Consider the following 24,976-nt stretch of genomic DNA (forward strand, 5'->3'; position numbering starts at 1 on the left):
ATTCGCCCGCCCGTCCCACCCCGGTGCGATGTCGTGGTGGCTCGGGGTACGCGTGCGCCGACCGGGGATAAAATCCGGTCGCGAATAAAGGTGCGGGTGCGCATGCCGAATTCTGCCGCTTATCCGGCCGAGGGTGGGCGTGTCAGCACGCTGTAGCGGAATCCGTATTTGTTGACATAGCCGGCGGTGGCGCCCCGACGACCCAGCGCTCCGGCGGGCATGCCCCGCAGCAGCCCGTTGGCCGGCCCGGTGGTCCCCGTCGCGGCGGCCTGCACGGGAGTGGCGTCCATCTCGGACACCGTCGCCGGGCTGACCGCCGAGGTCAACGTCGCCCAATGCTGGGGCACCGACAGCGCCCCGACCCGCGCGGCCTGCCCGGCACTCGCCGTTACCCCGCTCAGGTGGCCCACACCGCCACCACCGAGGTTGCCCAGGCCCAAACTCGCGAACTGCGGAGTGGGGAACCACGCACCACCGGCACCGGCCGTGCTACCACCGGGACCAAAGGTCAACTGCTGCGCGATCGACGTAAAGAAACTCGTCATACCGTTGGAGAAGTACGCCAGGCCCACGGTGTTTTTCATAATTGTCGCGTAGGTTGTCGAGGCCGAACTCGAAGTCGAGGTCGAGGTAGCCGCCGGTGGCGTCATGTTCGCCGTCGCAGTCGTCGAGGCGTGCTGAACCGTTTGAGAGGCGTTCAGCGACAACGCTTGTGGCGATGCCAGCTGTGACGTGTTTTGTGCCGTGTTGCCCGCCGGCTCGGCGACGGCCTTCGCCACCGCGGCGGCCTGGTTGCCTGCCGCGTCCGGCGTCGAGGTTTTCGGCGGCGGCGCGAACGGGGCCAACTCCGAGGCGGCCAGCGACGAACCGGCGTACCCGTACATCGCGCCGGCGTCCTGGGCCCACATCTCCATGTACTGCGCCTCGGTGGCCGCGATCGCCGGGGTGTTCTGCCCGAGGAAGTTCGTCGCAACCAGATTCGCCAGCAACACCCGGTTGGCCGCGATCACCGGCGGCGGCACCGTCATCGCAAACGCCGCCTCGAACGCCGCCGCGGCAGCACGGGCCTGGCCGGCGGTCTCCTCGGCCTCCGCGGCGAGAATGCCCAGCCAGCTCACATAGGGCATGATGGCGGACAACATCGACTCGGATGCGGGCCCCACCCAGGGAGCATGGGTCAATTCCGCAACCACCGACGCGTAACCGCTTGCGGCGCTGTCTAACTCGGCGCCGAGGCCATCCCAGGCCGCGGCCGCGGCCATCATCGGCCCCGAACCCGGACCCGCATAGAGGAGACCGGAATTGATCTCCGGCGGTAATGCCCCGAAGTCCATCGCTATGAGGCGCCGGGCTCGAACGACATGTATCCCCTCGTACGTGGTCGTGTGTCGATGACATTGCGCATTTGCTTGCTTGGGAAGGCTAAATCGGCGCACCGCCCCCCGCCGCTTCCTCGCCCGGCCGCGGCTGCGGCGACGACCTCTCTCAAAGCGGTGTCGCGGGCGCGCGCCGACGTGCGGCCGCCATGGCGCGTGCCTCGCGAGCGGCGACCATTACCTGCGGGAACGGCGCGTCAATGACCTATGGGGCGGGCCGTCGTCCCGGTGAGGCGGCCTGACTCCGAGCGTCTCCGCGGAGGTCAAAACCCGCGCTGCGGGATAAAAATCCGGCCGCAGATAAAGCCGAATACGAGGTTTCGCCGCCGCGACAGGCCGACAATCCCCTCTCGGGCGGCGGCGCGGTGGCAACGGAAACGCCGAAACGCGCCCTGCCGGTGATGCTTTCGGGGCAGGGCGCGTTTCGGATCGCGCGGTGTCGCTGGGCCTGGAAGCTATCCGGCGAAGGGTGGTCGGGCCATGACGGTGGGGCGGAAGCCGTATTTGGGGCCGGCCACGCCGTGGCCGCCGGCACCGGCGCCGGCCAGGGGCATGCCTCCGAGCAGGTTGCCGGGTCCGCCGGCGGCTTCGGGGGCCGCGCTGATGGTGCTGACCGGGATCGCATGACCTAGCGCCGGCGCGACCGCCGGTGCTCCCGACCAGGCGACCGGCACCGACAACTTGCCCCCGATCGAGGCCGCACTGCCCAACGCGGCCACCGGATGCGCCGCGGCCGCACCGCCACCGAGCATCCCGCCCAAACCCCCCAGCGCGGGCAGGGCCTTGGCCGCCGCCGGGGCAGCGCTGGTGATCAACCCCAACGACTTGCCGATCTGCACAAAGTTGTTCCCCATACCGATACTGAAGTACGGCAGACCTTCGGTGTTGTAGAACAGGCTGGAGAACGGGTTGTAGGCGCTCACGAGGTCACTCAGGCTCCCGCTCGTGCTCCCGCCCGAGGCGGCCGGGGTCGCGGTCGGGGTCGTGCCGCCCGCGGTCGGGTCGGTCCCGCCCGAGCCGGGTGTCGCCATCGTCTGCAAGATTTTTGACGTGTTGGTCGCCGTCGAGTTGCCTGTCGCATTGGTGACCGCAGCGGTCTGATTGGCCGTCCCGGAATCGTTGGTGATCTTCGGCGCTTCTTTGAACGGCGTCTGCTTGGTCGCCGACGACGACTGGCCCGCATAGCTGTACATCGCGCCGGCATCCTGGGCCCAGTACTCGCCGTACTGGGCCTCCAGTTGGGCGATCAGCGGGGTGTTCTGCCCCAACACGTTGGTCGCCTGTAACTGCTTGGATTGCATGCGGTTCGACGCCACCAACGGCGGCGGCACCGACGACGACAACGCCGCCTCATAGGCCGCCGCCGCCGCACGCGCCTGCGCGGCGGCCTCTTCGGCCTGCGCGGCCGCCGTGGTCATCCACGCGATGTAGGGCTCCACCGCTTGGGCCATCGTCACCGAGGCGGTGCCCAACCACTCCTCACTGCTCAGCGAGGTCACCACCTGCTCATAACTGAGCGCTGCGGAATTCAGCTCCGCCGCCAACGTGCTCCACGCCGACGCCGCAGCCATCAACGACCCCGACCCCGGGCCCGTATAGATCCGCGACGAATTGAACTCCGGCGGAAATGCCCCGTAATCCAACATCATTGACTCCTCAACTAGTCGCGGCCGCGTTGGCCGCCTCAGTCACCGCGTACCACCCGGAGCCGGTGCTCAGGGCGTGGTCGAACGTTTCGTGGATCGCCGTCGCTGGAGCGCTGACGGCCTGCTGCATCTGTGCGTGGGCAGCGAACTGCGCCTCCGGGAAGAGGTTGATCACGAGGGCATCGCCTCCGTATGTCGAGGTGTCCATGCGGGTCATCCGGCCGAGGGTGGGCGTGTCAGCACGCTGTAGCGGAATCCGTATTTGTTGACATAGCCGGCGGTGGCGCCCCGACGACCCAGCGCTCCGGCGGGCATGCCCCGCAGCAGCCCGTTGGCCGGCCCGGTGGTCCCCGTCGCGGCGGCCTGCACGGGAGTGGCGTCCATCTCGGACACCGTCGCCGGGCTGACCGCCGAGGTCAACGTCGCCCAATGCTGGGGCACCGACAACGTCCCGATCCGGGCGGCCTGCCCGGCACTCGCCGTTACCCCGCTCAGGTGGCCCACACCGCCACCACCGAGGTTGCCCAGGCCCAAACTCGCGAACTGCGGCGTCGGGTACCACGCACCACCGGCACCGGCCGTGCTACCACCGGGACCAAAGGTCAACTGCTGCGCGATCGACGAACTGAACTGCGCCAGACCATTCGAGAAATAGCCAAGACCCGAGGTCTGTTTGAAAACGATGGTGTTGAAGGTCGGGTCTCCGAAGATGTTCTTGAGTGAGGTCGTGGTCCCGGCAGATGCCGTATTCGTTGCGGTCGTCGTCGCCGGCGCTTGCACGGCTTGAGAGGCGTTCAGCGACAACGCTTGTGGCGATGCCAGCTGTGACGTGTTTTGTGCCGTGTTGCCCGCCGGCTCGGCGACGGCCTTCGCCACCGCGGCGGCCTGGTTGCCTGCCGCGTCCGGCGTCGAGGTTTTCGGCGGCGGCGCGAACGGGGCCAACTCCGAGGCGGCCAGCGACGAACCGGCGTACCCGTACATCGCGCCGGCGTCCTGGGCCCACATCTCCATGTACTGCGCCTCGGTGGCCGCGATCGCCGGGGTGTTCTGCCCGAGGAAGTTCGTCGCAACCAGATTCGCCAGCAACACCCGGTTGGCCGCGATCACCGGCGGCGGCACCGTCATCGCAAACGCCGCCTCGAACGCCGCCGCGGCCACCCGGCCCTGGCTGGCGGCCTCTTCGGCCTGCGCGGCCACGGCACTGAGCCAGCTGATGAACGGCGTGATCGCCGAGATCATCGAGATCGACGCCGGCCCCACCCAGGGCCCGCTGATGAGCTCCGTGACCACCGAGTTGTAGCCGGTGGCCGCCACGCCCACCTCCGCCGCGATCTCATCCCAGGCGGCGGCCGCGGCCATCATCGGCCCCGAGCCCGGTCCCGCGTACATGCGACCTGAATTGATTTCGGGCGGTAACGCACCGAACTCAAGCACCTATCCTCCTCAGTCGGCCGAGCCCGCAGGCGATTTCGGCTGGCACATGGGAATCAGTGGTGGCGGTAATCACGGCTCTGTAAACGACCCCACCGGTCGATCGCTGCCTCCACGGGAGCCCGCCAGCGGCCCTTCGGCTCGCGACTCGGCAGGCCGGGCGGGCCGGCGCATGCTGACCAAAAGGCTGCGCCCGGAAAGGTGGTCTGCCACCACGCTTCTCGGACGTCTGGTCAGGAACGACATGCACCTTCTGCCTCGGCCAATCCCGTTTTCAGCAACCGAGCGACAGCTCCATGTCTCCGAACTGCCGCCCGGCACTGAGATTAGTTCGTTATGGGGCGAACGCCGACACGCAAAGGCCGCTGTTTATCAATGGCCAACCACTGTTCATTCCCGGTCGGAAGCAGTTCATATAGGGCAACGGTTTGTTCATTTACCGTTTGCTTGCCACCGCGCCGCGACGCGGTTTCGCGGCGGGCCGGCCAGCGCCGGCGCGCGGTCAGTCCTCGTCGAGAATCAGCGCCATTTCGGGGCAGGAAGCGACGCCATCTCGAGTCAGTTGCTCGTCTTCGGGCCGGACGTCGCGCTCCTGAAGAATCGAATAGCCGGACTCGTCAATGGGAAAAAGATCGGGGTCGACGGCATAACACTGGGCGTGACCCACGCATTTCGACTGATCCAGACGAACCCTCACGAAGTTCCTCCCTCGGCGGCCCGATACGGCGCTTCACGGTCCGATACCCAGATTAGTCGGTCGGTAAAGTAGCGAAGATGTTCGCCATCGAGGACGGGCGCCGAATGGTTCGGATGGGCTCGTCTGTTCGGATCCGTGTTCCTTTGCCCCCCAGGCAAATTTGATGCGCCCCCAGATGTCGGTGCCGGCATGAGCGACGGCCAATACGGCGCGTTCCATTTACCCCGGCTGGAATTCGCCAAACTGCCGATGAGCGCCGATCGCGGACTGGGATGGAAGACGTTGCGCGACGCGGGGCCGGTGGTGTTCATGAACGGCCATTACTACCTCACCCGCCGCGAAGACGTGCTGGCCGCGCTGCGTAACACCAAGGTCTTCTCCTCGACGGTGCTGCAGCCCCCCGGCAACCCGCTGCCGGTGCTGCCGCTGGCCTTTGATCCGCCGCAACACACCCGCTACCGCAAGATCCTGCAGCCGTATTTCAGTCCGCACGCGTTGGGCAAGTCCCGTCCCGTCCTACAGCGCCACGCCCGCGACATGATCGCGGCGCTGGCCGGCCGGGGTGAGTGCGAGGTGATGGCCGATCTCGCGAGCCTGTACCCGTTTCAGGTGTTTCTGGACCTCTACGGTCTGCCCCTCGAGGATCGCGATCGCCTGATCGATTGGAAAGATTCGGTCGTCTCCGACAAGCCTTTCCTCACCCAGGCCGACATGGCGAAGGGCCAGCAGCTGCTGCAATATCTGATCGACGCCATCGCGCAGCGCCGGCAGAACCCGGGTTCGGACATGTTGTCGCAGGTAATGACCGGCGACGGCGACTTCAGCGACATCGAGCTGCTCGGCATGAGTCACCTGCTGATCCTCGCCGGACTGGACACCGTCACCGCGGCGATCGGATTTTCGCTCTTCGAACTGGCGCGCCGGCCGCAGCTACGCGCCGAGCTTCGCGACAATCCCAGGCAGATCAGGGTTTTCATCGAAGAGATCGTGCGGCTGGAACCGTCGGCGCCGGTGGCGCCGCGGATCACCACCGAGTACGTCGAAGTCGGCGGCATGACGTTGCCGCCGGGCACGTCGGTGCGGCTCTGCATGGCGGCCGTCAACCGTGACGACAGCGACCCGATGTCCACCAACGAGCTCAACATGGACGGAAAAGTGCACCGGCACTGGGGATTTGGCGGCGGCCCGCATCGCTGCCTGGGCTCGCACCTGGCGCGCATCGAGCTGACGGTGCTCGTCGCGGAGTGGCTCACCCAGATTCCGGATTTCGAGCTGCCCGCGGACTACTCCCCCGTGATCAACTACCCCTCACACAGTTTCGCGCTCAAGGAATTGCCGCTGCGCTGGGGCTGAGCCCGGCGATCACCAGGCCGGCCCCGGCGCGGCGGCCGTCGCACCCGTCCTACTTGCGTATCTCCGTCGCCGCGACCTGAACGAACACGCCGGTGTCCTCGGCCATCAGCAGGCCACGGCCGCGGGGCAGCGGACCACCCTTCATCTTGCCGCGGATGAAGCCCTCGTCGGGGTCGGCGTCCATCACCAGCAGGGGCGCGTTCGCCTGGGCCAGGGCCCGCAACATCGGGTCGCTGCCCGCAGACGACCAACCACCGAACGTCCGGGTGACGATCACGTGCAGGCCGACGTCGGCGGCGCGGGTCACCCAAGGCGCGGCCTTGTGCAGCGGCGAATCGAAACCCGCCGGCAGCTGCTGGATGTCGTCGACGATCAAGAAGATCTCCGGGCCGCTCCACCAGTTCCGCGAGAGCAGCTCTTCGGCGGACAGGCCGGGCGGCGGCTCGCGGCCGGCCAGGACCGCGGCCAGTTCGCCCATCATGGCCTGCACGCCGTCGAGGTTGTAGGCGAACTTCTCCACGTAGTCCGAACCCAGCGTGGTCAGCAGCTGACGCCGCGGGTCCACCAGCCATACCTGCGCCGAGGGCTGCCCCGCAGGCGGCGGCGGTGCGCTCGTCGCTCCCGGCGCGTACAGCCGCCCGATCTCGGACATGATGGTGGCCAGCGTCGTGGTCCGCCCACATTCGCGGCGACCGGTGACCATCAGGTGCGCGTTCTCGGCGAAATTGAGATAGACCGGCGACAGGTCCAATTCCGAGATGGCCCAGGCGATTCCGCCCGCGCCGACACCCTGGCGGGTGTCTCGGGCGGCAATCTCGCGAAGTTGTTCCACGCCGAACGTCGCCGGCAGCCGGCGCACCGGCGGGGCCTGGCCGGTCGCGATGCGGCTGACGGCTTCGACGATGCTGTCGGACTCGAATCGGTTGTCCGGCGTGCTGGCCAGCGCGGGCCGGGCCACCAAGGTGTGCAGACCGGACTGCGGGTCGGCGTCGAGGCGGACGTAGTTGACCGCGACCATGCCGCGGCCCGGCTTGACCGGAACGTCCTTGGCGAACCGGGACCGCACCAGCTTGGCGTCTTCGACGGCGGCCAGCCGCAACTCGACCCGGGAGCCGAAACCGCTGCGGACCGGCGGTCGCAACTCGGACTCGCGATCGGCGGTGACCACTACGTGCACCCCGAACGAGGGGCCCTGGTTGATGATCACGTTCACCTGCTCGATCAGCACCTCGTTCTCTTCGGCCAGCGCCCGGTAGTTGTCGACCACCAGGTAGACGTCGCCGAACCCGTCGTTGGGCACGGGGCCCGCCTCACCGGCGAACTTCCGGCGCCGGAACACCTCCATCGAGGCGATCCCGTACTCGAGGAAGGTGCGTTTGCGCTCCCGCACCAACGCCAGCAGCTCGGCCACCGTGCGGCGCACGCCGTACGGGTCGGTCGGACCGGCCACCTCGCCGACGTGCGGCAGCCGGGCGACGGTGGTCAGCGCGGTGCTGCTGTAGGCCAGGCAGTAGAACTGGATCTGCTCGGGCGTGTGGGTCAGCGCCGCCGCGCAGATCAGGGTCTGCAGCGCGGTGGTTTTGCCCGAGCCGCCGGCCCCCAGGATCAGGACGTTGGCACCGGGCCCCGACGTGTCGACCGTCCACGGCGGCTGGTCGTGCTTGAACGGGCGGTCGATGATCCCGATCGGGAAGACCAGATCCCGCGCGGTGCCGTAATCCTGCTGCCACGGGTGACCGAGGAACCGGTTCACCAATTCGTCAATGGCGACCGGCTGGTTCAGCGGCGGCTGCCACAGCCGGTAGGGCTGGAAGTCGATCTTGCGCAGCTGATCGATGATGACCGTACCGACCTTGGGCGTCCTGATCCCTTCGACGTCCTCGTCTCGTCCCTCGACCTCGAGCAGGTCGCCATCGGCGGGGATGGCCGGGGCAGTGACCTCGGGTCCCCCAACGCTCACCTCGAGCGGGGTGAACGAGTTGGTGAACAGTTGCGGGCGGACGTAGTCGATGCTGTGCACCAACGCCGGCGCCTCGTCCCCGTCGTCGGTGAGGCCGCGCGGGAAGTAGTCCCGCCACAGGAATTCGGCCTGGAACCGGACGATGTCCTCCAGGCTGCGGCGGAAGTAACCCAGGCCGGCCTGGGCGGGCAGGTTGACGGCGTTGGGCACGCCGGCCGCCTGTGCCGCACCGGCGGTGCGCGCCTTGAGCACCAGCCGGTAACCCATGTTCTCCATGAGCTTTTCGGCGCGGCTCTCGATGGTCTGCGACGCCATCATCAGGTGGATCCAGTACGCGCGGCCCTGCCGGCCGATCGAGTCGAGGACGTCGACCGCCGTCGGCATGATGCGGAACCACTCGTAGAACTCGTCGATGACCACCACGAGCATCGGCAGCGGCGCCATGTCCTGGCCGCGGGCCCGCATCCGGCCGCGCACCGAGTTGTATTCCTTGGCGTCGTCGACCCCGGCGCTGTCGCAGATCGCCTTACGACGCGCGATCTCACCCCACAGTGCGTCGAGGAAGCGCTCCATCAACGCCTGGTCTTCTTCCAGGTCGGTGATGATCCGGGACACGTGCGGGACCCCGGCGAACGGCTTGACCGCCGACCCACCCTTGAGGTCGGCCAGCACGAACTGCAGCTCTTCGGGCGGGTGGCTGAGCATCAGCGATTCGATCACGGTCCGCACCAGGGTCGATTTCCCCGAACCCGTCGTCCCGGACATGACCCCGTGCGGGCCGTCGCCGCCTTCGTCCAGCGACTTCATGTCCAAGAACAACAGCTCGCCGTTGTCGGAGCGAACACCGAACGGGGCGCGCAACCGCGACCTGCCCATCGAGTCGTTGCGGCTGCCCCACAACGACTCGAAGTCGATGCGGCCGGGATCGTCGATTCCGTAGTAGGCCATGATGTCTCGGGCGCCGATGTGCGCCACCCGCTGGCCGATCTCTTCGTACGCCTCGGCCAGGCGCCAGCGCGCCAGCTTCTGCGAGAACTCCTCCGCCTCGGCGATGCTGATGTGGTCGGTGAGGGCGAAGAACCAGGGCTTCTCGTCGATCACCATCCAGGTGTCGCGGTCGCGGGGCAGCGCCTCGATCACACCCTTCTTGTCGAACTGCAGGGTCCGCTCCGGGACGGCGCTCCACATCGCCGAGCCGGTGAGATCGAAGAACGTCACCCCGTCGACGCCTTCGCCGCTGATCACGTACTCCCATTGCGGGTCAACGACATCGGCGATGATCACCGTGTGCGGCGTCGGGGTCTGGGCGGCCGAACTGGCGTGCCGCGGAGTGAAAGACCCACGGCCGGCGAACAATTCGGCCTGCTCGGCGGCGAACTCGCGCACCGAGCTGTAGACCATCCGCGCATTGCCCGCGGCGTCCTGGCGGCGCGGATCACCGAAGTGCGGCAGCCATTTGACCCAGTCCCATTCGTCCAGATCCGAACTGACCACGATCATCCGCACGTGGTCGGGACCGTGGGAGAACGCCAGCTGGCAGACGATCGCCCGCATCAATCCCAGGACCTGCTCGCGGTCCCCGGCCAGCGAGTACCACGGTTCGACCAGCACCGAGATCATCTTGGGCAGGTTGTACACGACGCTTTGATAGCGCCCGAATTCCTGCAGTGCCTTACCGGTCACCGGCTCGAGCTCGATGTCGGTCGGCATGTTCTGGGGCTCACCCCAGGTCACCTCGGGGCGCGTCATCCCGACGCCGACGCGGACGACGCCGAAGTTGAGGTCCTTGCCGTCGGGCTTGCGTTCCCACATGCGCGACGACCCGACCGCGGCGGCCAGCGTGGTGGGCGCGGGGTGGAACCAGCGGTAGTTGGCGTCCATGCTGTCGGCGGACTCGTGGGCGGTCTCGCGCAGCATGTCCAGCATCAGCATGAACTGGGCCCGCATCGAGTCCAGCTTGGGCCTGCTCATCTGCTGCTGGCCGCCGAATCGCCCGCCGAACATCATCATCGCGACGCCGCCGATCATGAAGATCGGGAAGATGGCGCCCGCGCCGCCGAACACGTGCGAGCCGCTGGCGAAGGTCATGCCGACCATGCCGATCAGCAGGCCGACCACCAGGACACCGACCACGACCAACCACCAGGGCTTGCCCTCCGGCGGCGGAATGCTCAGCGGGGTCGGAAGGACGATGTTCTCCGGCTTGATGACCGGGGGCTTCTCCGGCGTCGGCCGGGCAAATCCACGTTTCACTTCGGTACCGTCAACTCTCCTGGGGACATATCCATCGGCAGCGTGTCGTGCTGCACCAGCGCATCCGCGCGCGACAACGTCGGCCCCTGCGGCAGCAGTCGCAGCGCCACCCACGGCGCCAGCGCTGGTTTCGTCTTGAGGCCCAATGCTTCTCGGACCTCGCGGGTGTCGTCGACCCCGAACCGGGCGCCCGCATCCGTGAGCCACCACAGCGATTCGGTCGTCTTGGCGCCGGGATCGTTTCCGGTGACGGCGACGAAGTTCGCATAGTCGGGCCCGAAGAACACCTGGTCTGCTTCGCGGCCCGTGGTGTCGGCCTTGACCAGCGACACCACCCGGTTGGCGTCCTTCGTCTCGACCGGGATGGTCGCGCCCGAGATGACCTGCACCCGGGCCCGGTTTTCACCGGAGGTCTTCTGCCACCACCAGCACGTCGCCGGGTTCTCGCGGATATCCATCACGTTCAGGGGCGCATCCGGGTAGGACGACAGATCCAGCTTGTTGACCACCGGCATCTTCGCCAACGCGGACGGTTCCACCGTCACCGGTTTGGTGTTGCCCGGCCCGGCGTTCTGCAGGATCTGCGCCACCAGCGGCGGCAGCGTCTGCACACCGTCGGCCAACACCAACGAATACTGTTGCGGCCCACTGATTTGCGGGGTAACGATCACCGTGCCGATCGGTCCGGGTGCACCCGGGAACGACGCACCGGTGCCCGCGTTCTGAATCTGGGGCACCGTCAGTTCCGGACCCACCGGCAACGCGTCATACAGGGCGCGGCTCATCGGCTTGGCCATGCTGACCTGCTCGGGGGTCAGGCCCAGCGGCAGCAGCACCGAGCGGTTCGCGGCGTCGATGCGGGAGCGGCGCCCGTCACGGATCACCCACGCGTCGCCGCCGTAGTTCAACACCACCGCGTCCGTCCCGGTCAGCACCCGCCGGTGGTGGCTCAGATCGGGGTTGCCGTCGATCACGGTGACCGTCACGCCGGACGGCGCCCCGGCGCCGGTCGAGTTCGCCACGGTGTCGCAGACCAGCCACGATGACGCGCCCGGGCTGGTGGGGTGGAAACTCGACGGCGCGCCCGGGATGCCGACCATCGGACCGCGCGGCAGGCTGGCGATCTGGCTCGACCGAACCAAGTGGGGGTTGTCGGGACGCCCGGTGATCAGCCGCGCCGACGCCAGGTTCAGCGCGGGATACAGCCGGTCCCCCACGCGGACATACAGGGCGCCCGAGTCGCGGTCGGCGATGATCGGCGACTCGTTGATCTGGCCGGCCGGGCTGATGAAGGAGTAGAGCAGCGCGCCCAGGCAGATCACCAGCGCGGCCGATATCGATGCCACCACGGCCAGGTTCTGGCGCCGGCCGGGCTCGACCTCCATGCGCACGCGCCACCGGGTCAGCGCTATCGCGGTCCGGCGGGCAAGGAACTGATAGCCGGTGACCTGGGTCCGCGTCGACAGCCCAAGGCCGTACCCCGACCCGCGCTGCCCGCGACTCTCTTCCGCCACTAATTCACCATCCGGGTTGCTCGAACGCCTGGATTTCGCCTCGTTGAACCGATCCAGCGCGAATTACATGACAACGGTAAGGCACCTGCACGGACCTCGCCATGCGGCGCGAAGCGCCTGCACTTCTCCATCTGTTCACCGCACCCGAACCGGTGCCGTTCACCGTGCCGGAACCCGCCGCGCGGACGGCGACGGCTGACGCCACTGAGCTGGCAGTTTCTGTTCCCCCACGGATCGGTTCACCGGATTCTTGTCGGTCTCCTCAGAGAATCGTAGTGGCCCACGGTGCCGGCGTCCTGTCGAGCGCGCGAGCGGGTTACCGACGAGCGAAACAGGTGAACGGCAGGGGGACGTCCAGCAAAGAAAACGCAAACGTGCGTCGGGTCCGGGTCGCCGGTCGGCGAAACCTGGCAGCAAGATGGCCCTATGACCGAACTCGCGCCGTCGCTGATCGAACTCGCCCGGAGGTACGGCATCGCGACGGACTACGAGGACTGGAGCGGGGCTCGGGTGCGGGTTCCCGAGGCGACGCTCAAGGCCGTGCTGGCCGCACTCGGGGTCGCGGCCGACGACGAACAGGAACGCAACGTCGCGCTCACCGCCAAGCGGCGGTCGCACTGGGCGCGGCGGCTGCCGGCGACCATCGTCGGACGCACCGGCGAACAGATCCGGTTCTGGGCCCACGTCACCCATGGCGATCCCGCCGAGGTGTGGCTGGAGCTCGAGGACGGCACGGTGCGCGGTGACGTCGCGCAGGTCGACAACTTCACCCCGCCGTTCGACCTGGACGGGCGCTGGGTCGGCGAGGCCAGCTTTCTGCTGCCCACCGACCTGCCGCTGGGGTATCACCGGGTGCACCTGCGTTCCGGTGACTCCGAGACCAGCACCGCGCTGATCGTGACACCAAATTGGCTCGGGCTGCCGGAGCGGCTGGGCAATCGCCGCGCCTGGGGCCTGGCCACTCAGCTCTACAGCGTGCGGTCCCGGCAGTCCTGGGGCGTCGGGGATCTCACCGATCTGACCGACCTCGCGGTGTGGTCGGCGTCGCGCCACGGCGCCGATTACCTGTTGGTCAATCCGCTGCACGCGGCGGCGCCGCCGGGACCGAAGGGCCGGATGGAGCCGTCGCCGTACCTGCCGACGTCGCGTCGCTTCGTCAACCCGATTTATCTTCGCGTCGAGGCGATCCCGGAATTCGCCGACCTGAACAAGCGCAGCCGGGTCCGCCGGCTGCGCTCGGACGTCCAGCAGCGCGCCGGGCGTGTCGACGCCATCGACCGCGACAGTTCGTGGGCTGCCAAACGGGTCGCCCTGAAGCTGCTGCACGAGGAACCGCGATCGGCGGGCCGGGAGCTGTCCTATGCGGCGTTCCGCGGCCGGGAGGGTCGCGCGCTCGACGACTTCGCCACCTGGTGCGCGCTGGCCGAAAGGTACGGCGACGACTGGCATGCCTGGCCCGAATCGCTGCAGCACCCCGACGCGTCCGGGGTCGCGGACTTCGTCGAAAAGCATTCCGACACAGTCGATTTCCACCGCTGGCTGCAGTGGCAACTCGACGAGCAGCTCGCGGCGGGGCAGTCGCAGGCGACCCGGGCCGGGATGTCGCTGGGCATCATGCACGATCTGGCCGTCGGTGTGCATCCCAACGGCGCCGACGCCTGGGCGCTGCAGGATGTGATGGCGCTGGGCGTGACGGCCGGCGCGCCGCCGGACGAGTTCAACCAGCTCGGCCAGGATTGGTCGCAGCCGCCGTGGCGGCCCGACCGGTTGGACGAGCATGAGTACCGGCCGTTTCGCGCGTTGATCCGCGCGGTGCTGCGGCACGCCGGCGGGGTGCGCATCGATCACATCATCGGGTTGTTCCGGCTCTGGTGGATCCCGCGGGGCGCAGCCCCCACCGAGGGCACCTACGTGCGCTACGACCACGAAGCCATGATCGGCATCGTCGCGCTGGAGGCACATCGGGCCGGCGCGGTGGTGGTGGGCGAGGATCTCGGCACGGTCGAACCGTGGGTACGCGACTACCTGTTGCTTCGGGGTCTGCTGGGCACCTCGATCCTGTGGTTCGAGCTGGATCGCGACGGGAACGGCGGCCCGCTGCCCGGCGAGCGCTGGCGGGAGTACTGCCTGTCCTCGGTCACCACCCACGACTTGCCGCCGACCGCCGGGTACCTGGCGGGCGACCATGTGCGGCTGCGCGATTCGCTGGGATTGCTGACCCGGCCGGCCGCCGAGGAACTCGAGGCCGACCGGGCCGACCTGGCGGCGTGGCTGGCCGAGTTGTGCCGGGTGGGACTGCTCGAGGACGGCGTAGACGACCCCGAACAGGTCATCTTGGCGCTGTATAGGTATTTGGGCAGGACGCCGTCGCGGCTGCTGGGGGTGGCGCTGACCGACGCCGTCGGTGACCGCCGCACCCAGAACCAACCCGGCACCACGGACGAATACCCCAACTGGCGGGTCCCGCTGACCGGCCCGGACGGGCGCGATGTGCTGCTCGAAGACGTGTTCGCCGATCCCCGGGCCGCGACGCTGGCCGAGGCGGTGCGCGGCGCGATCGCCCCCGTCGCGGCGGAAAGCACGCAAAGCCCGCAAACCGCGACCCGCTGACCGGGCGACCGGTCGGCTTGTTAGCTTCACCAACCATGAAGGTCTCAGTGGTGGCCCCGGTCGCCGACGGCGTCACCGCGGACCCCGAATGGATGGTGGCCTTCGCGCGCCACCTCGAAGTGTGCGGGTTCGAATCTATCGTCGCCGTCGAGCACACCGTGCTGCTCACGCGTTATGAGAGCGTCTATCCCTACGACCGTTCCGGGCGGGTCGGGCTGGCCCCCGCCTGCCCCATCCCGGACCCGCTCGACCTGCTCGCGTTTCTGGCCGGCCACACCACCAGCCTCGGGCTGGCGACCGGGGTGCTGGTGCTGCCCAACCACCACCCGGTGGTGCTCGCCAAGCGGGTCGCCACCCTCGATGCGCTCTCGGGCGGAAGGCTGCGGCTGTGCGTCGGCGTCGGCTGGCTCAAGGAGGAGCTGCAGGCCTGCGGCGCGGACTTCGACAACCGGGGCAGGCGGGCCGACGAACAACTCGCGGTGATGCGCGCGCTGTGGGCCGACCAACCGCAGGGGGCATCGTTTCACGGCGAATTCTTCAGCTTCGAGGATGTGATGAGCTATCCCAAACCCGTTACCGCGGAACGATTTCCGGTGCACATCGGCGGCCACAGCCGAGCGGCCGCCCGCCGTGCGGGGCGATTCGGCGACGGCTTCCAGCCGCTTGGCGTCACCGGGGACCGGCTCGCGTCGCTGATCGGGCTCATGCGCGACGAGGCCTCGGCGGCGGGCCGCGATCCCGCGGCCCTGGAGGTCTCCCTGGGTCACAGCGTCACCAAGGTCGACGCCGAGCGCGCGGCGGGCCTGATCGATCAGGGCGCCGACCGGCTGGTGTTGGCCATGCCGCCGATCGCCGACCTCGAGCAGGCCAAAGACACCCTGTCGGCGTGTGCGCAGCGGCTGTCACTGGTTTCGTGACGGCGATGACGCTTGCCGCCGACGAGCGAATGGCGCTCAGTGACGTGGTCCACCGGTACGCCGCCCACGTCGACGACCGTGAATTCGCCGCCGTCGCAGACCTTTTCACGGTTGAGGCTGAGTTGGTCGTGCCCGCGCCGCCGGCCGATCTGTTGCCGATCCATGCGCATCGCGGCCGGGAAGCCATCGCGGGCGCCGTCGCCGCCGTCGCGGCGGTCGCGCGCACCGAGCACGCGATCGTCGGCGAGGTGTACGAGGCGGCCGGACGGCCCGGCGCCGCGCGGGGGCGCGTCGCGTGCGTCGCCCACCACTGGAACCAGCGGGGCGACGAAGTGGTGGACGTGGTGTGGCATCTGCGCTACGACGACGCCTACGAGCTGACGGCCGCGGGTTGGCGGATCGGGCGCCGGGCGTTGACGGTCAATGCCATCGAGACGCGCCCGGTGCGCCGGCTGTTACCGCGCGACACCGCCTAGCCAGCCGCGACTTGCTAGGAGGTTGTGAGAAAATTCACAGCAATCGGCAAGGAACCGAGTTTGCGGAGAAAATCGAGCCACGCAGTAGGCAGGTGCGGCAATCCGTCTCCGCGCCGACGCGGATTCTGCCCCCTTGCAACTATTGCCGATGACCACACGGCCCGAACGCGCGACACGACCACGGCGTTTTTCCAATGAAACTTGGATTTATCCAGGTGTTTTCGTGTATTTTCAACCCCGTGACGCATGCCGAAAGCAAACATGTTGACCCGGTGGGGAACGGCTCAGTCTCGACGTTGGCGGTAGGCACGCCGCTGACATCCGATCCGGACTTCCGGAGCGAGATCCATACCGCCCACGACACCATCGATGTCGAGCATTACGGCGGTGGCTTCGATCTCACCAGGCGGGCGACCGCCCCGAAGTTGCGTGTCGGCCGCGACCGGTGGTTCAACCTGCTCTGGCTGATCCCGATCGGCTTCGCCTTGTTGATCGCGTCGGTGGCGATCGGCAAGGGCCTGCACAACGTGCCGGCGGTGCAGTCGTTCATCGAGCGCTACCCCGGGACCGATCCGAACAACCATGCCCCCGAGGGCCTGCCCGCGTGGATCGGCTGGACCCACTTCTTCAACCTGTTCATGATGATGTTCATCATCAGGACGGGCATCCAGATTCTTTGCGACCATCCCCGGCTGTATTTCAGCCGCAACGCGACCCCCGGCAAGGATGAATGGCTGCGGGTTGGCCCACCGGTGCCCGACGACGAGCTCTGGACCGCCAACGCCGACACCGTCGCCCTGCCACCGCAACTGGGATTGCCCGGCTTCCGGCACTCCATCGGGCTGGCCCGGTGGTGGCATCTCGGCGTCGACGTGTTGTGGCTCGTCAACGGCGCGGTCTTCTACGTACTGCTGTTCGTCACCGGACAGTGGCGTCACATCGTGCCGACCAGCTGGGACGTGTTCCCCGACGCCGCGTCGGTCGCGATCCAGTACATGTCACTGGACTGGCCGAAGGACAACGGCTGGGTCGCCTACAACGGTCTGCAGTTGCTGTCGTACTTCGCCACCGTCTTCATCGCCGCCCCCGCCGCGTTGATCACCGGGCTGGGAATGTCGCCCGCGTTGTCGCAGCGGGTCCACTGGCTGAGCAAGCGGCTGAGCATTCAGCACGCGCGGTCGCTGCATTTCGTGGTGCTGGTGTACTTCCTGTTCTTCATCCTGGTGCACGTGACGATGGTTTTTGCGACCGAGGCGCTGCGGAACCTCAACCACATGTTCGCCTCCCGCGACGACAACAGCTGGATGGGTTTCTGGATCTTCGCCGCGGCCATGGTGGTGACGGCCGTCGCGTGGGTGTGGGCCACTCCGTTCACCATCAAGCACCCCCGGGTGGTGCAGCGGGTCGGCTATGCGCTCGTCGGCCCGTTCCAACGGGTGCTCGAACGGCTGGACCCCAAGCCCGGCGCCTTCACCGAGAAGGACATCTCGCCGCACCACTGGCGCAACGGCCGCCTGCCGGAGACCGTCGAGTACAAGGAACTCGAGCGCGACGACTTCAAGGACTGGCGCCTCAAGGTCTACGGCCTGGTCGAGCACCCGATGGAGTTCTCGCTCGAGGACTTGATGGCCCTGCCCTACCACGAGCAGATCAGTCAGCACTTCTGCATCCAGGCGTGGTCGGGCGTCGCCAAATGGGGTGGCGTGCAAATGAAAACGATCATGGACATCGTCAAGCCGCTGCCCGAGGCGAAATGGGCGGTGTTCTATTCGATGGGCCTGGGCGCCACCGGGGGTATCTACTACAACGCCCACCACATCGGTCAGATGGACCACCACATGACGATGCTGGCGTACAACATGAACGACCAGCAGCTGCCCTACATGCACGGGAGGCCGCTGCGGCTGCGCAACGAGCTGCAGCACGGCTTCAAATTGGTGAAATGGATCAAGGGAATCGAATTCGTCGCCGACTATCACGACATCGGAAGCGGGTACGGCGGCTACAGCGAGGACCACAAATACTTCGGGCGGCACCAAACGCTGTAGGGCTCGTCAACTCCGCCAAGTCGTTTGTCCAACCGGCGTTTTGGGTAGCTCCAAAGCATCGGCCGGACGGAAGCGACCGCAGAGGAGACGCCCATGAGGCACAGCCCTGTCAACGATGATCGGACCGCCGCCCGCCACGCCGACGATTCGGAGCGTGATGCGGCGCGGACGCCCGCGCTGCTCGTGGTCGGCGCCGCCGCGCTGGCGTTTGTGGCGTGCCTCGCGAATTTTGCGTTGGGACAAGCCGGGGCGGGCGTGGCCGCCGCGATCGTCGCGATGCTCGCGTTCGGAGCCGGTCTGGCGTGGCTTGCGATGGACCGCAGGCGGATCCGCGAGGCGCAGCGCGAATGGGCGATCGGTCACCCGGGCCGGTAGACCCGCTACCGCAACGACGCGAGGTTGTTCACCGACTTTTGCACGTCCGATTTCAGCACCCGGGCGACCAGTCCCCCGATCGGCCCACTGAGCAGGCCGCCTTTGAGGTCGGCGGTGAGGTGGAACGTCGACCCCGGGTCGTCGGCCGAGACCGACATCTGGACGTTGAGCCGGATCCCGCCACGGCCGCGGCCTTGCAGCTCAATCGATTTCGGCTCGTCGTACCGGGTTACGGTCCAATGGATGACGTTGCGGAAACCCTTGACTTTCACGCACGACGAGACGCAGGTCCCTTCCTCGATCGTGTCGGGGACCGGGCTGCGCCATCCGGCGAAGATCGTCATCCACTCGCCGAATCGATCGAGATCCGACGCCAGTTTCCAGGCCGCCTCCGGCTCCACTTTTGAGGACACCGAAACATCTACCCGAGCCAAGGCATTCCTCCGCTTCTCCCCAGGTACCAGCGTCGCCACCCCACGGGTGACAAACGCACAACCGTGGCTGAATACCCGAACATCGGCGGCCCTATTCGTGGGCCAGGCTCAGGGCCACGCCTCTTGGAGTTGCGCAGCGACGTCGATGATCTGCGCGGCCTGCGACGCCGGCGCGTCGATCTCGGTCGCGACGTACTGCGCGATGAACCGCCGGATCTCGCCGTCCACCCCCGCCAGGATCCGCAGCACCTCGCCGCGGATGGAATTCGACGAGACATTGACGGTGATGTCGGAAGGCCGCGGTTTGGCGACGTCGACGATCAACAGCAGCGGTTCGGCCGCGCGCGCCGTCGCGCGCAGGGCGATGTCGCCCGAGACCACAAAGCGCTGCTTGTCGAGCCACAGGTCCACCAGCAGATCGATGGACAGCGGAATGTGAATGACGAAGGTGATGCTGTCGCCCAGCCGGCGGGTGACCCGGGGTTCCTGGATCGAGACATTCGCACTGACTTTGGCGATCTTGCCCGGCCCCTGGGCGATCGGCTCCATGGCGAACTCGCTGCCGGCGATGTCGGCGAATGCCGCGGCGACACGCTCGGGGGTGACGGCGACCTCGAAGAACCGGCGACCGAATTCCTCGTAGGTGACAAAATCGTGATTCGACATAGGCTTATACCGTCTCACGTCGCCTGCCCGAACGGCCGCTGATCCGCTCGCGTCGCAGGAAATGCGGGTCCGCTCGCGCCCCACGGGGCCGGGTCCGCCCGGCCGATGCCCGGCGGGTGATCTCCCTCGATCCCGCCGGATTGTGAAGCCCGCCACACCCGGTCGCTTCGTGGCGCTACTGCGCACCGAAGGCGGCATGGAGCTCTGGCAAGAAGCCGGCCAGATGGTTCATCTCCTGGGCGCAGTGCACCATCAGATTGCGGGCATTGGTCTCCGAGTTGCCCAGCAGCCGCGACGCGAACGGCCGCACCGGCCGCGACGCGCCACCGGGGACGTTGCGCACCGCGATATACCGGCCGCCCATCCAGAAGCGCGACCGCATCTCGGCCCCGCTCGGGGTCGACCGGACGTGGTGGATGAACCATCCGACGTCCACGGGCGCGGCACTGGAACCCAGCCGGGCACAGATGGCCACCGCGTCGTCGCTGTCGGGGGGACAGCCCACGGTCTCCGGGTCGACGAATTGGATTGCGCCATTGAGCATTGCGGAGCCGATGTATTCGCTGATCAATGACCAGCGGCCGATGTAGCGCTGGGCGCCCTGACGTCCGGCGTCGTCGCCGTCCTTCCAGGCGGCAAAAAGATGCGCCCGCGGATGCCACAGCTTGTAGCGGCGAGTGTCGCATCCGTGCCAGCCGAACCACCACGACCACATCGCCGGAGTTACGCCCGGCATGTCGGTGCGTACCGACACGTGGTAGGCCCCGTCGTCGAGCACCCCGTAGCCATTTTCGGTCTGCTGGTAGCCGTCGTCGGCGACGCGGGCGGCGTCGTCGAAGGCCGGCAACGCCATGCCGCCTTGCGGTCCGTGCTGCAGCGCCTCGACGACATGCCGTGGCAGCGGCGCCATTTCGGGCGTGAAGAACTTGCCGAACGGTGTCTTCGCGTCGTCGTCGCGGTAGCCCAGATAGCGGTCGGCGGCCATCAGAGCCGTCCCATCCAGCTGTTGAACAAGCCGTCGGGGTCGTAGTCGGCGCGCACACGGTCGAGCTTGGCCATGGCGGCGTCGCTGGCGAACCGTGCCGGACGCCGGCCGAGGTTCTCGTCGGCGAGCTGAATCCCGATGGCGTGCTCGGACATCGCGGCCATGTTGGACCGCGCCCAGTCGCAGTACTTGTCCTCGTCGGACGGGTCCTTCCAGGAGCCGTAGAGCGCCAGGTAGATGTCGCCCTCGATGCTGTACGCCATGTCCTGGCGGGCGGGGCACGGGCCCCAGTTCAGCCACAGGAAGTGCGCCGGATGCGGGGGCATCGTGTCGAGGATGGTCCGGATGCCCGGCAGCAGGTCTTCGGCCGGCGCCGACGTCCACATGTTGTCCACCGCGTAGTGGTGGTCGGACAGGTAGTGGCTCATCGCGACGTCATACCAGGTCGGCAGATCGGTTGGCAGGTAAGGGACTTTGACGAGCGCCCGGTCGGCGACCGGGCAGGTGCCGAACAGGGCGAGGGCCGCTTCGGCCTCGGCGTCGGAGTCCGCGAACGCCGGCGACGCGAAGGTGATGACGGGGACGTCGATGCCCATGTTGGGCTCGCCGCGCGAGGCGACCGCCTGCAGCTCGACCCGCGGGTCCACCTCGGCGCTGACGGCGCGCGCCCAGGTGAAGACCTCGTCGGCCAGCTCGAACGGGTAGGCATAGACGCTGGTGCCGCAGGCGGCCGGGCGCGGGTAGAGCCTCAGGTAGAACGACGTGACGACGCCGAAAAAGCCGGGGCCGGCGCCGCGGGCGGCCCAGTACAGGTCGGCGTGATGGTCTTCGTCGCAATGGATCTGCTCGCCGTCGGCGGTGATGACGTCGAGGCCGATAACGCTCTCGCAGGCCGGGCCGTAGATCCGGCTGTTCCAGCCGTAGCCGCCTTGCAGCAGGTAACCGCCGAGGCACACGCCCTTGCAGTGGCCGCCGGGGAAGAACAGGTTTTGCGCTTCCAGGTCCGCCATCAGCAGGCTGCCGCCCTTGCCCGGACCCGCGACGGCCAGGCCCCGGTCGGCGTCGATGTCGGCATGGTCCAGGCGGCTCAGGTCGAGCAGCACGGAGCCGTCGCGCAGGTGGCTGGCGGCGAAGCTGTGTCCCCCGGAAACGACGCTGACCTGTAGACCGTTGGCCTTGGCGTGGCGCAGACCGGCGACGATATCGTCGGCGCAGCGGGCCTGCACGATCACTTCGGGATAGCGGTCGGGGACCCGCTGATGCCACACGGTGCCTCGCCGCGCCTCCTCATAACCGTCGTCGCCGCGAAAACAATGCCGCCCAGCAGGTAACACGCTCATCGGGAGCTCCTTTGATCCCATCCCTTTGATCCACAAAGCGGATCTTGGCGATCCGTGATGCGGATCACTATAGTGGTCCTGTGCCGGAAACGGGAGACAATTTTCCAACTGGTCGCGACGAGGGCATCCAGGTGTTACGCCGCGCCGCGGCCGCCCTGGACGAGATCGCCGCGGAACCGGGCCGACTGCGCCTGGTCGACCTCGGCGAACGGCTCGGGCTGGCCAAGTCGACGGCACGCCGGTTGCTGGTCGGGCTCGTCGAGGTCGGGCTGGCCAGCGTCGACGCCCAGGGCCGGTTTTCGCTGGGCGAGCGACTCCTCGGGTTCGGCAAGGCCGACGCGGCGCAGGTCTCGGCGATGTTCCGCCCGACGATCGAGCGGGTGGCCCGGGCGACCGACGGCGAGACGGTCGACTTGTCCATCCTGCGCGGGCAGCGCATGTGGTTCGTCGACCAGATCGAGTCGACGCATCGGCTCCGGGCCGTCTCGGCCATCGGCGTGCGCTTCCCCCTGGAGTCGACCGCGAACGGCAAGGCCGCCCTCGCCGCGCTCGACGAGTCCGACGCCGAGGCGGTGTTGACCCGGTTGCGCCCCGACGACGCGGATCGGCTGCGCGCCGAGATCGCCGAGATACGGCGCACCGCCATCGCTTTCGACCGCGACGAACACACGCCGGGGATCTCCGCTGCGGCCGTTGCCGGCCGGGCCGCCGGCGACATCGTCGTCGCGATCTCGGTGCCGGCGCCCACGGAACGCTTCGCCGAGAAGGAACGGACCATCGTCGACGCGTTGCGGTCGGCCGCCGACTCGCCGGCCTGGGCGCGCTAGCTGCGGCCACTCAGCGGAACAGGCTTATGCCGTAGTCGATTTCGGAGATCGGTCGGTTGGCCGCGCGTGCCTTCCGCCAGCGCCTGCTGCCCCGCCCGCGGGCCGGCCAATAGAGCTCGAGGCCGAAGGCGCGGCCCGCGGAACGTGCCGGTGCTTGGTCGAAAGAGTTGGAGACGGCCGGGTTACCCCTCGAAAGCTCGGCCGTCCCAACGTCTTGGTGCGCGCTCAACAGGGCGCTGCGGCGGAATCGAACAGCGGGCCCCACTCGTGCCGGGCGGCCGACTGCGCATCGATGAAGCTCGGTGTCTGCTGGCCGGCGCCGGCGAGGTGCACCAGGGCCCAGGCCATCGCGAACACCGGAACCTTGTGCCGCAGTGCCGCGCTGTGCAATTCGTCCAGGGCCGCGTCGGACGGGCACCGGCGCAGGCCGATGAGAATGCCCCGCGCGGTGTCCAGGATGCGACCGGAATGCGGGCCGCACGAAGTCTGGGCGGGAACCCAGTTCGTTGTCATGCTGTGGATACCTCCTGCGGCGCCGTCAATGAATCCGCCACTCACGTACCGGACGAGGAATTCGTGTGTGCTACGCATCGTCGCGGCCGCATACCTCAAAAGCGCCCTGTGCCATGATTTGTCGATTGCCTGCGTTCTGCCAGACCGCGGAAGACATTGATATGCGCCCGTGACCGTTTCGGAATCGGCTGCTCACCAAAGAATCCGAGACGCGTGGTAGCGAAACGGGTTGCGAAGACCGCGATTAGGCCGCTCCTGCCCGCGCCCTAGAGGATCGCCCCGAGCTCCTTCGCCTTGGCGATGTCGTCCCAATCGATGTCGAGTTCCAGCAGGATCTCCTCGGTGTGCTGGCCGTGTTCGGGCGCCCGTGCGGGTGCGGGCGGCGTCTCGTCGAATTGCACTGGTGCGGCGACGATCCGGTACTTCTCGCCGTGGTCGTCGACGTTGGTCACCACGTATCCGTTGGGCTCGACCTGCGGGTCGTTGAGCGTCTCGCGCGGCGTCGCCAGGGCGCCCCAGACACCGGGTTCGTCCGCGAGCACCGTTTGCCAGTGCGCGAGGTCGTGGCGGGCGAACGCCGTCGCGAAGAGCTCGGTCGCCGCGGCCGCGTTGGCGATCAAGTTGCTCGACGGGACGAAGCGCCCGTCGTCGGCCAGCTCGGGCAGGCCCATGCGCCGGCAGAAGCCCGCCCAGAACTTGTCCGGCTGCAGGAAGACCAGCTGGATCCACCTGCCGTCCTTGGTCTTGTACCGGTTGACGAGGGGGTTGAGGGCCAGGCCGGGTGGGGCGCCCGGGATACCGTCGATGTCGAAGAAGTCGGCCGCCGAAATGGACGGCGCGATCGACCACATCGCCTGGGCCAGCAGCGAGGAGTCGACGATCGTCGGTTCGCCGGTGCGTTCGCGGTGAAACAGGGCGGCGCAGACGCCGCCGGCCAGCGTCGCACCGCCCTGCAGGTCACCGAAGCCGGGCCCCTGGACCGCTGGGGTCTCGGTGCCGAACGGGGTGAGCGTGTACGCGACTCCGCCGCGCGCGAGGTACGTCGCGGCGTCGAATCCGCCCCTGTCCCGGTCCGGTCCCCGCACTCCCAGCCCGGTGCCGCGCGCGATGATGATCTTCGGGTTGAACGACCGGATGTCGTCGACGGTCAGGCGGGCCCGCTCGAGCGCGCCCGGCAGCCAATTGGTCAAGAACACGTCCGCGCTGGCCAGCAGCCGGCCGAACAGCTCGCGGCCGGTCGCCGATTTGATGTCGATCGCGATGCTGCGTTTGCCGCGGTTGCCCAACTCGAGGATGAAGTCGGCATCGGGGCGGGCGGCCTGCCGGGTGAAGCCGCCGACGACCAGGGCGCGGCCGGGGTCACCCGAGGTGACGCCCTCCACCTTGATGACATCGGCGCCCCAGTCCGACAGGGCGGCACCGGCCGACGGTACGTAGGTCCACGACGCCAATTCGATTACCCGCACGCCGCGCAGAACACCGTCGGACATCGCCAACCCCCTCGCTCGCCGCCATTCCTTGCTATTTTAGATATTCTAGCTAGTCTTGGGCGTAG

The 24,976-nt window shown here is 67.9% G+C and carries 19 protein-coding genes and 1 pseudogene; 7 read left to right on the forward strand and 13 right to left on the reverse strand.

Going from position 1 to position 24,976, the window contains the following annotated elements; genetic code table 11:
• Positions 1-119 precede the first annotated feature (119 nt).
• The 5 genes and pseudogenes from G6N26_RS04750 to G6N26_RS04770 form a co-directional block, all read right to left on the reverse strand.
• Positions 120-1,334, reverse strand: coding sequence for a PPE family protein (locus tag G6N26_RS04750; protein ID WP_083020613.1), 1,215 nt, complete (start codon positions 1,332-1,334; stop codon positions 120-122).
• A gap of 497 nt (positions 1,335-1,831) precedes the next feature.
• The gene (locus tag G6N26_RS04755) at positions 1,832-3,025 is read right to left on the reverse strand and encodes a PPE family protein (RefSeq protein ID WP_163648721.1); all 1,194 of its coding nucleotides are present in this window, start codon (positions 3,023-3,025) and stop codon (positions 1,832-1,834) included.
• 7 nt (positions 3,026-3,032) lie between these two features.
• A pseudogene (locus G6N26_RS04760) lies at positions 3,033-3,179 on the reverse strand (PE domain-containing protein); the annotation flags it as partial.
• 56 nt (positions 3,180-3,235) lie between these two features.
• Positions 3,236-4,456 (reverse strand): PPE family protein, encoded by a 1,221-nt coding sequence (locus tag G6N26_RS04765; RefSeq protein WP_083020118.1) that lies wholly within the window; start codon positions 4,454-4,456, stop codon positions 3,236-3,238.
• 499 nt (positions 4,457-4,955) lie between these two features.
• Positions 4,956-5,150 (reverse strand): ferredoxin, encoded by a 195-nt coding sequence (locus G6N26_RS04770; RefSeq protein WP_067167329.1) that lies wholly within the window; start codon positions 5,148-5,150, stop codon positions 4,956-4,958.
• 189 nt (positions 5,151-5,339) lie between these two features.
• Between G6N26_RS04770 and G6N26_RS04775 the strand changes: the two genes are divergently transcribed.
• Positions 5,340-6,503, forward strand: a complete 1,164-nt coding sequence (locus G6N26_RS04775; protein ID WP_067167332.1) for a cytochrome P450 — start codon at positions 5,340-5,342, stop codon at positions 6,501-6,503.
• 49 nt (positions 6,504-6,552) lie between these two features.
• On the opposite strand, the gene eccCa is transcribed toward G6N26_RS04775, so the two are convergent.
• Both eccCa and eccB read right to left on the reverse strand, forming a co-directional pair.
• Positions 6,553-10,716 (reverse strand): type VII secretion protein EccCa, encoded by a 4,164-nt coding sequence (gene eccCa / locus G6N26_RS04780; RefSeq protein WP_083020120.1) that lies wholly within the window; start codon positions 10,714-10,716, stop codon positions 6,553-6,555.
• Complete coding sequence (eccB, locus tag G6N26_RS04785; protein ID WP_067167336.1) at positions 10,713-12,230, reverse strand: type VII secretion protein EccB; 1,518 nt, start codon at positions 12,228-12,230, stop codon at positions 10,713-10,715. The genes eccCa and eccB overlap by 4 nt, the downstream gene beginning before the upstream one ends.
• A 426-nt stretch (positions 12,231-12,656) precedes the next feature.
• On the opposite strand from eccB, the gene malQ reads away from it, so the two are divergent.
• The 5 genes from malQ (at position 12,657) to G6N26_RS04810 (ending at position 18,656) form a co-directional block, all read left to right on the forward strand.
• Complete coding sequence (gene malQ, locus G6N26_RS04790) at positions 12,657-14,840, forward strand: 4-alpha-glucanotransferase (RefSeq protein ID WP_083020122.1); 2,184 nt, start codon at positions 12,657-12,659, stop codon at positions 14,838-14,840.
• A gap of 35 nt (positions 14,841-14,875) precedes the next feature.
• The gene (locus tag G6N26_RS04795) at positions 14,876-15,757 is read left to right on the forward strand and encodes an LLM class F420-dependent oxidoreductase (protein ID WP_067167341.1); all 882 of its coding nucleotides are present in this window, start codon (positions 14,876-14,878) and stop codon (positions 15,755-15,757) included.
• Between the two features lie 5 nt (positions 15,758-15,762).
• Complete coding sequence (locus G6N26_RS04800) at positions 15,763-16,233, forward strand: nuclear transport factor 2 family protein (protein ID WP_169925539.1); 471 nt, start codon at positions 15,763-15,765, stop codon at positions 16,231-16,233.
• A gap of 194 nt (positions 16,234-16,427) precedes the next feature.
• Positions 16,428-18,281 carry a molybdopterin-dependent oxidoreductase gene (locus G6N26_RS04805; RefSeq protein WP_232067534.1) on the forward strand — a complete coding sequence of 618 codons (1,854 nt, stop codon included), beginning with the start codon at positions 16,428-16,430 and terminating at the stop codon, positions 18,279-18,281.
• Positions 18,282-18,374: 93 nt separating this feature from the next.
• Positions 18,375-18,656 (forward strand): hypothetical protein, encoded by a 282-nt coding sequence (locus tag G6N26_RS04810; protein WP_067167344.1) that lies wholly within the window; start codon positions 18,375-18,377, stop codon positions 18,654-18,656.
• Positions 18,657-18,661: 5 nt separating this feature from the next.
• On the opposite strand, the gene G6N26_RS04815 is transcribed toward G6N26_RS04810, so the two are convergent.
• The 4 genes from G6N26_RS04815 to G6N26_RS04830 form a co-directional block, all read right to left on the reverse strand.
• Positions 18,662-19,090: a type II toxin-antitoxin system Rv0910 family toxin gene (locus G6N26_RS04815; protein ID WP_082991312.1), complete on the reverse strand. Its 429-nt coding sequence runs from the start codon at positions 19,088-19,090 to the stop codon at positions 18,662-18,664.
• A 108-nt stretch (positions 19,091-19,198) separates the two neighbouring features.
• Positions 19,199-19,756 carry a hypothetical protein gene (locus G6N26_RS04820; RefSeq protein WP_067167349.1) on the reverse strand — a complete coding sequence of 186 codons (558 nt, stop codon included), beginning with the start codon at positions 19,754-19,756 and terminating at the stop codon, positions 19,199-19,201.
• Positions 19,757-19,931: 175 nt separating this feature from the next.
• Complete coding sequence (locus G6N26_RS04825) at positions 19,932-20,741, reverse strand: DAPG hydrolase family protein (RefSeq protein WP_067167351.1); 810 nt, start codon at positions 20,739-20,741, stop codon at positions 19,932-19,934.
• Positions 20,741-22,081 (reverse strand): FAD-binding oxidoreductase, encoded by a 1,341-nt coding sequence (locus G6N26_RS04830; protein ID WP_083020168.1) that lies wholly within the window; start codon positions 22,079-22,081, stop codon positions 20,741-20,743. The genes G6N26_RS04825 and G6N26_RS04830 overlap by 1 nt, the downstream gene beginning before the upstream one ends.
• An 80-nt stretch (positions 22,082-22,161) precedes the next feature.
• Between G6N26_RS04830 and G6N26_RS04835 the strand changes: the two genes are divergently transcribed.
• On the forward strand, positions 22,162-22,908 hold the full coding sequence (locus G6N26_RS04835; protein ID WP_083020124.1) for an IclR family transcriptional regulator: 747 nt from the start codon (positions 22,162-22,164) through the stop codon (positions 22,906-22,908).
• A gap of 225 nt (positions 22,909-23,133) precedes the next feature.
• Here G6N26_RS04835 and G6N26_RS04840 read toward each other — a convergent pair whose 3' ends face one another.
• Together G6N26_RS04840 and G6N26_RS04845 are read right to left on the reverse strand one after the other, a co-directional pair.
• Positions 23,134-23,421 (reverse strand): ANTAR domain-containing protein, encoded by a 288-nt coding sequence (locus tag G6N26_RS04840; RefSeq protein WP_067167356.1) that lies wholly within the window; start codon positions 23,419-23,421, stop codon positions 23,134-23,136.
• A gap of 266 nt (positions 23,422-23,687) precedes the next feature.
• Entirely contained in the window at positions 23,688-24,911 is a 1,224-nt protein-coding gene (locus G6N26_RS04845) for a CaiB/BaiF CoA transferase family protein (RefSeq protein ID WP_083020126.1), read from the reverse strand.
• Between the last annotated feature and the right edge of the window lie 65 nt (positions 24,912-24,976).

This window comes from Mycobacterium marseillense (assembly GCF_010731675.1).
Classification (GTDB): Bacteria; Actinomycetota; Actinomycetes; order Mycobacteriales; family Mycobacteriaceae; genus Mycobacterium; species Mycobacterium marseillense.

What these genes read in the sequence shown, in the direction of transcription:
- G6N26_RS04825 (WP_067167351.1), bottom strand. Translation starts at nt 20,741, where the DNA reads ATGGCCGCCGACCGCTATCTGGGCTACCGCGACGACGACGCGAAGACA.
- G6N26_RS04775 (WP_067167332.1), top strand. Translation starts at nt 5,340, where the DNA reads ATGAGCGACGGCCAATACGGCGCGTTCCATTTACCCCGGCTGGAATTC.
- malQ (WP_083020122.1), top strand. Translation starts at nt 12,657, where the DNA reads ATGACCGAACTCGCGCCGTCGCTGATCGAACTCGCCCGGAGGTACGGC.
- G6N26_RS04840 (WP_067167356.1), bottom strand. Translation starts at nt 23,421, where the DNA reads ATGACAACGAACTGGGTTCCCGCCCAGACTTCGTGCGGCCCGCATTCC.
- G6N26_RS04795 (WP_067167341.1), top strand. Translation starts at nt 14,876, where the DNA reads ATGAAGGTCTCAGTGGTGGCCCCGGTCGCCGACGGCGTCACCGCGGAC.
- G6N26_RS04810 (WP_067167344.1), top strand. Translation starts at nt 18,375, where the DNA reads ATGAGGCACAGCCCTGTCAACGATGATCGGACCGCCGCCCGCCACGCC.
- G6N26_RS04750 (WP_083020613.1), bottom strand. Translation starts at nt 1,334, where the DNA reads ATGGACTTCGGGGCATTACCGCCGGAGATCAATTCCGGTCTCCTCTAT.
- G6N26_RS04845 (WP_083020126.1), bottom strand. Translation starts at nt 24,911, where the DNA reads ATGTCCGACGGTGTTCTGCGCGGCGTGCGGGTAATCGAATTGGCGTCG.
- G6N26_RS04820 (WP_067167349.1), bottom strand. Translation starts at nt 19,756, where the DNA reads ATGTCGAATCACGATTTTGTCACCTACGAGGAATTCGGTCGCCGGTTC.
- G6N26_RS04805 (WP_232067534.1), top strand. Translation starts at nt 16,428, where the DNA reads ATGAAACTTGGATTTATCCAGGTGTTTTCGTGTATTTTCAACCCCGTG.
- G6N26_RS04830 (WP_083020168.1), bottom strand. Translation starts at nt 22,081, where the DNA reads ATGAGCGTGTTACCTGCTGGGCGGCATTGTTTTCGCGGCGACGACGGT.
- G6N26_RS04755 (WP_163648721.1), bottom strand. Translation starts at nt 3,025, where the DNA reads ATGATGTTGGATTACGGGGCATTTCCGCCGGAGTTCAATTCGTCGCGG.
- G6N26_RS04800 (WP_169925539.1), top strand. Translation starts at nt 15,763, where the DNA reads ATGACGCTTGCCGCCGACGAGCGAATGGCGCTCAGTGACGTGGTCCAC.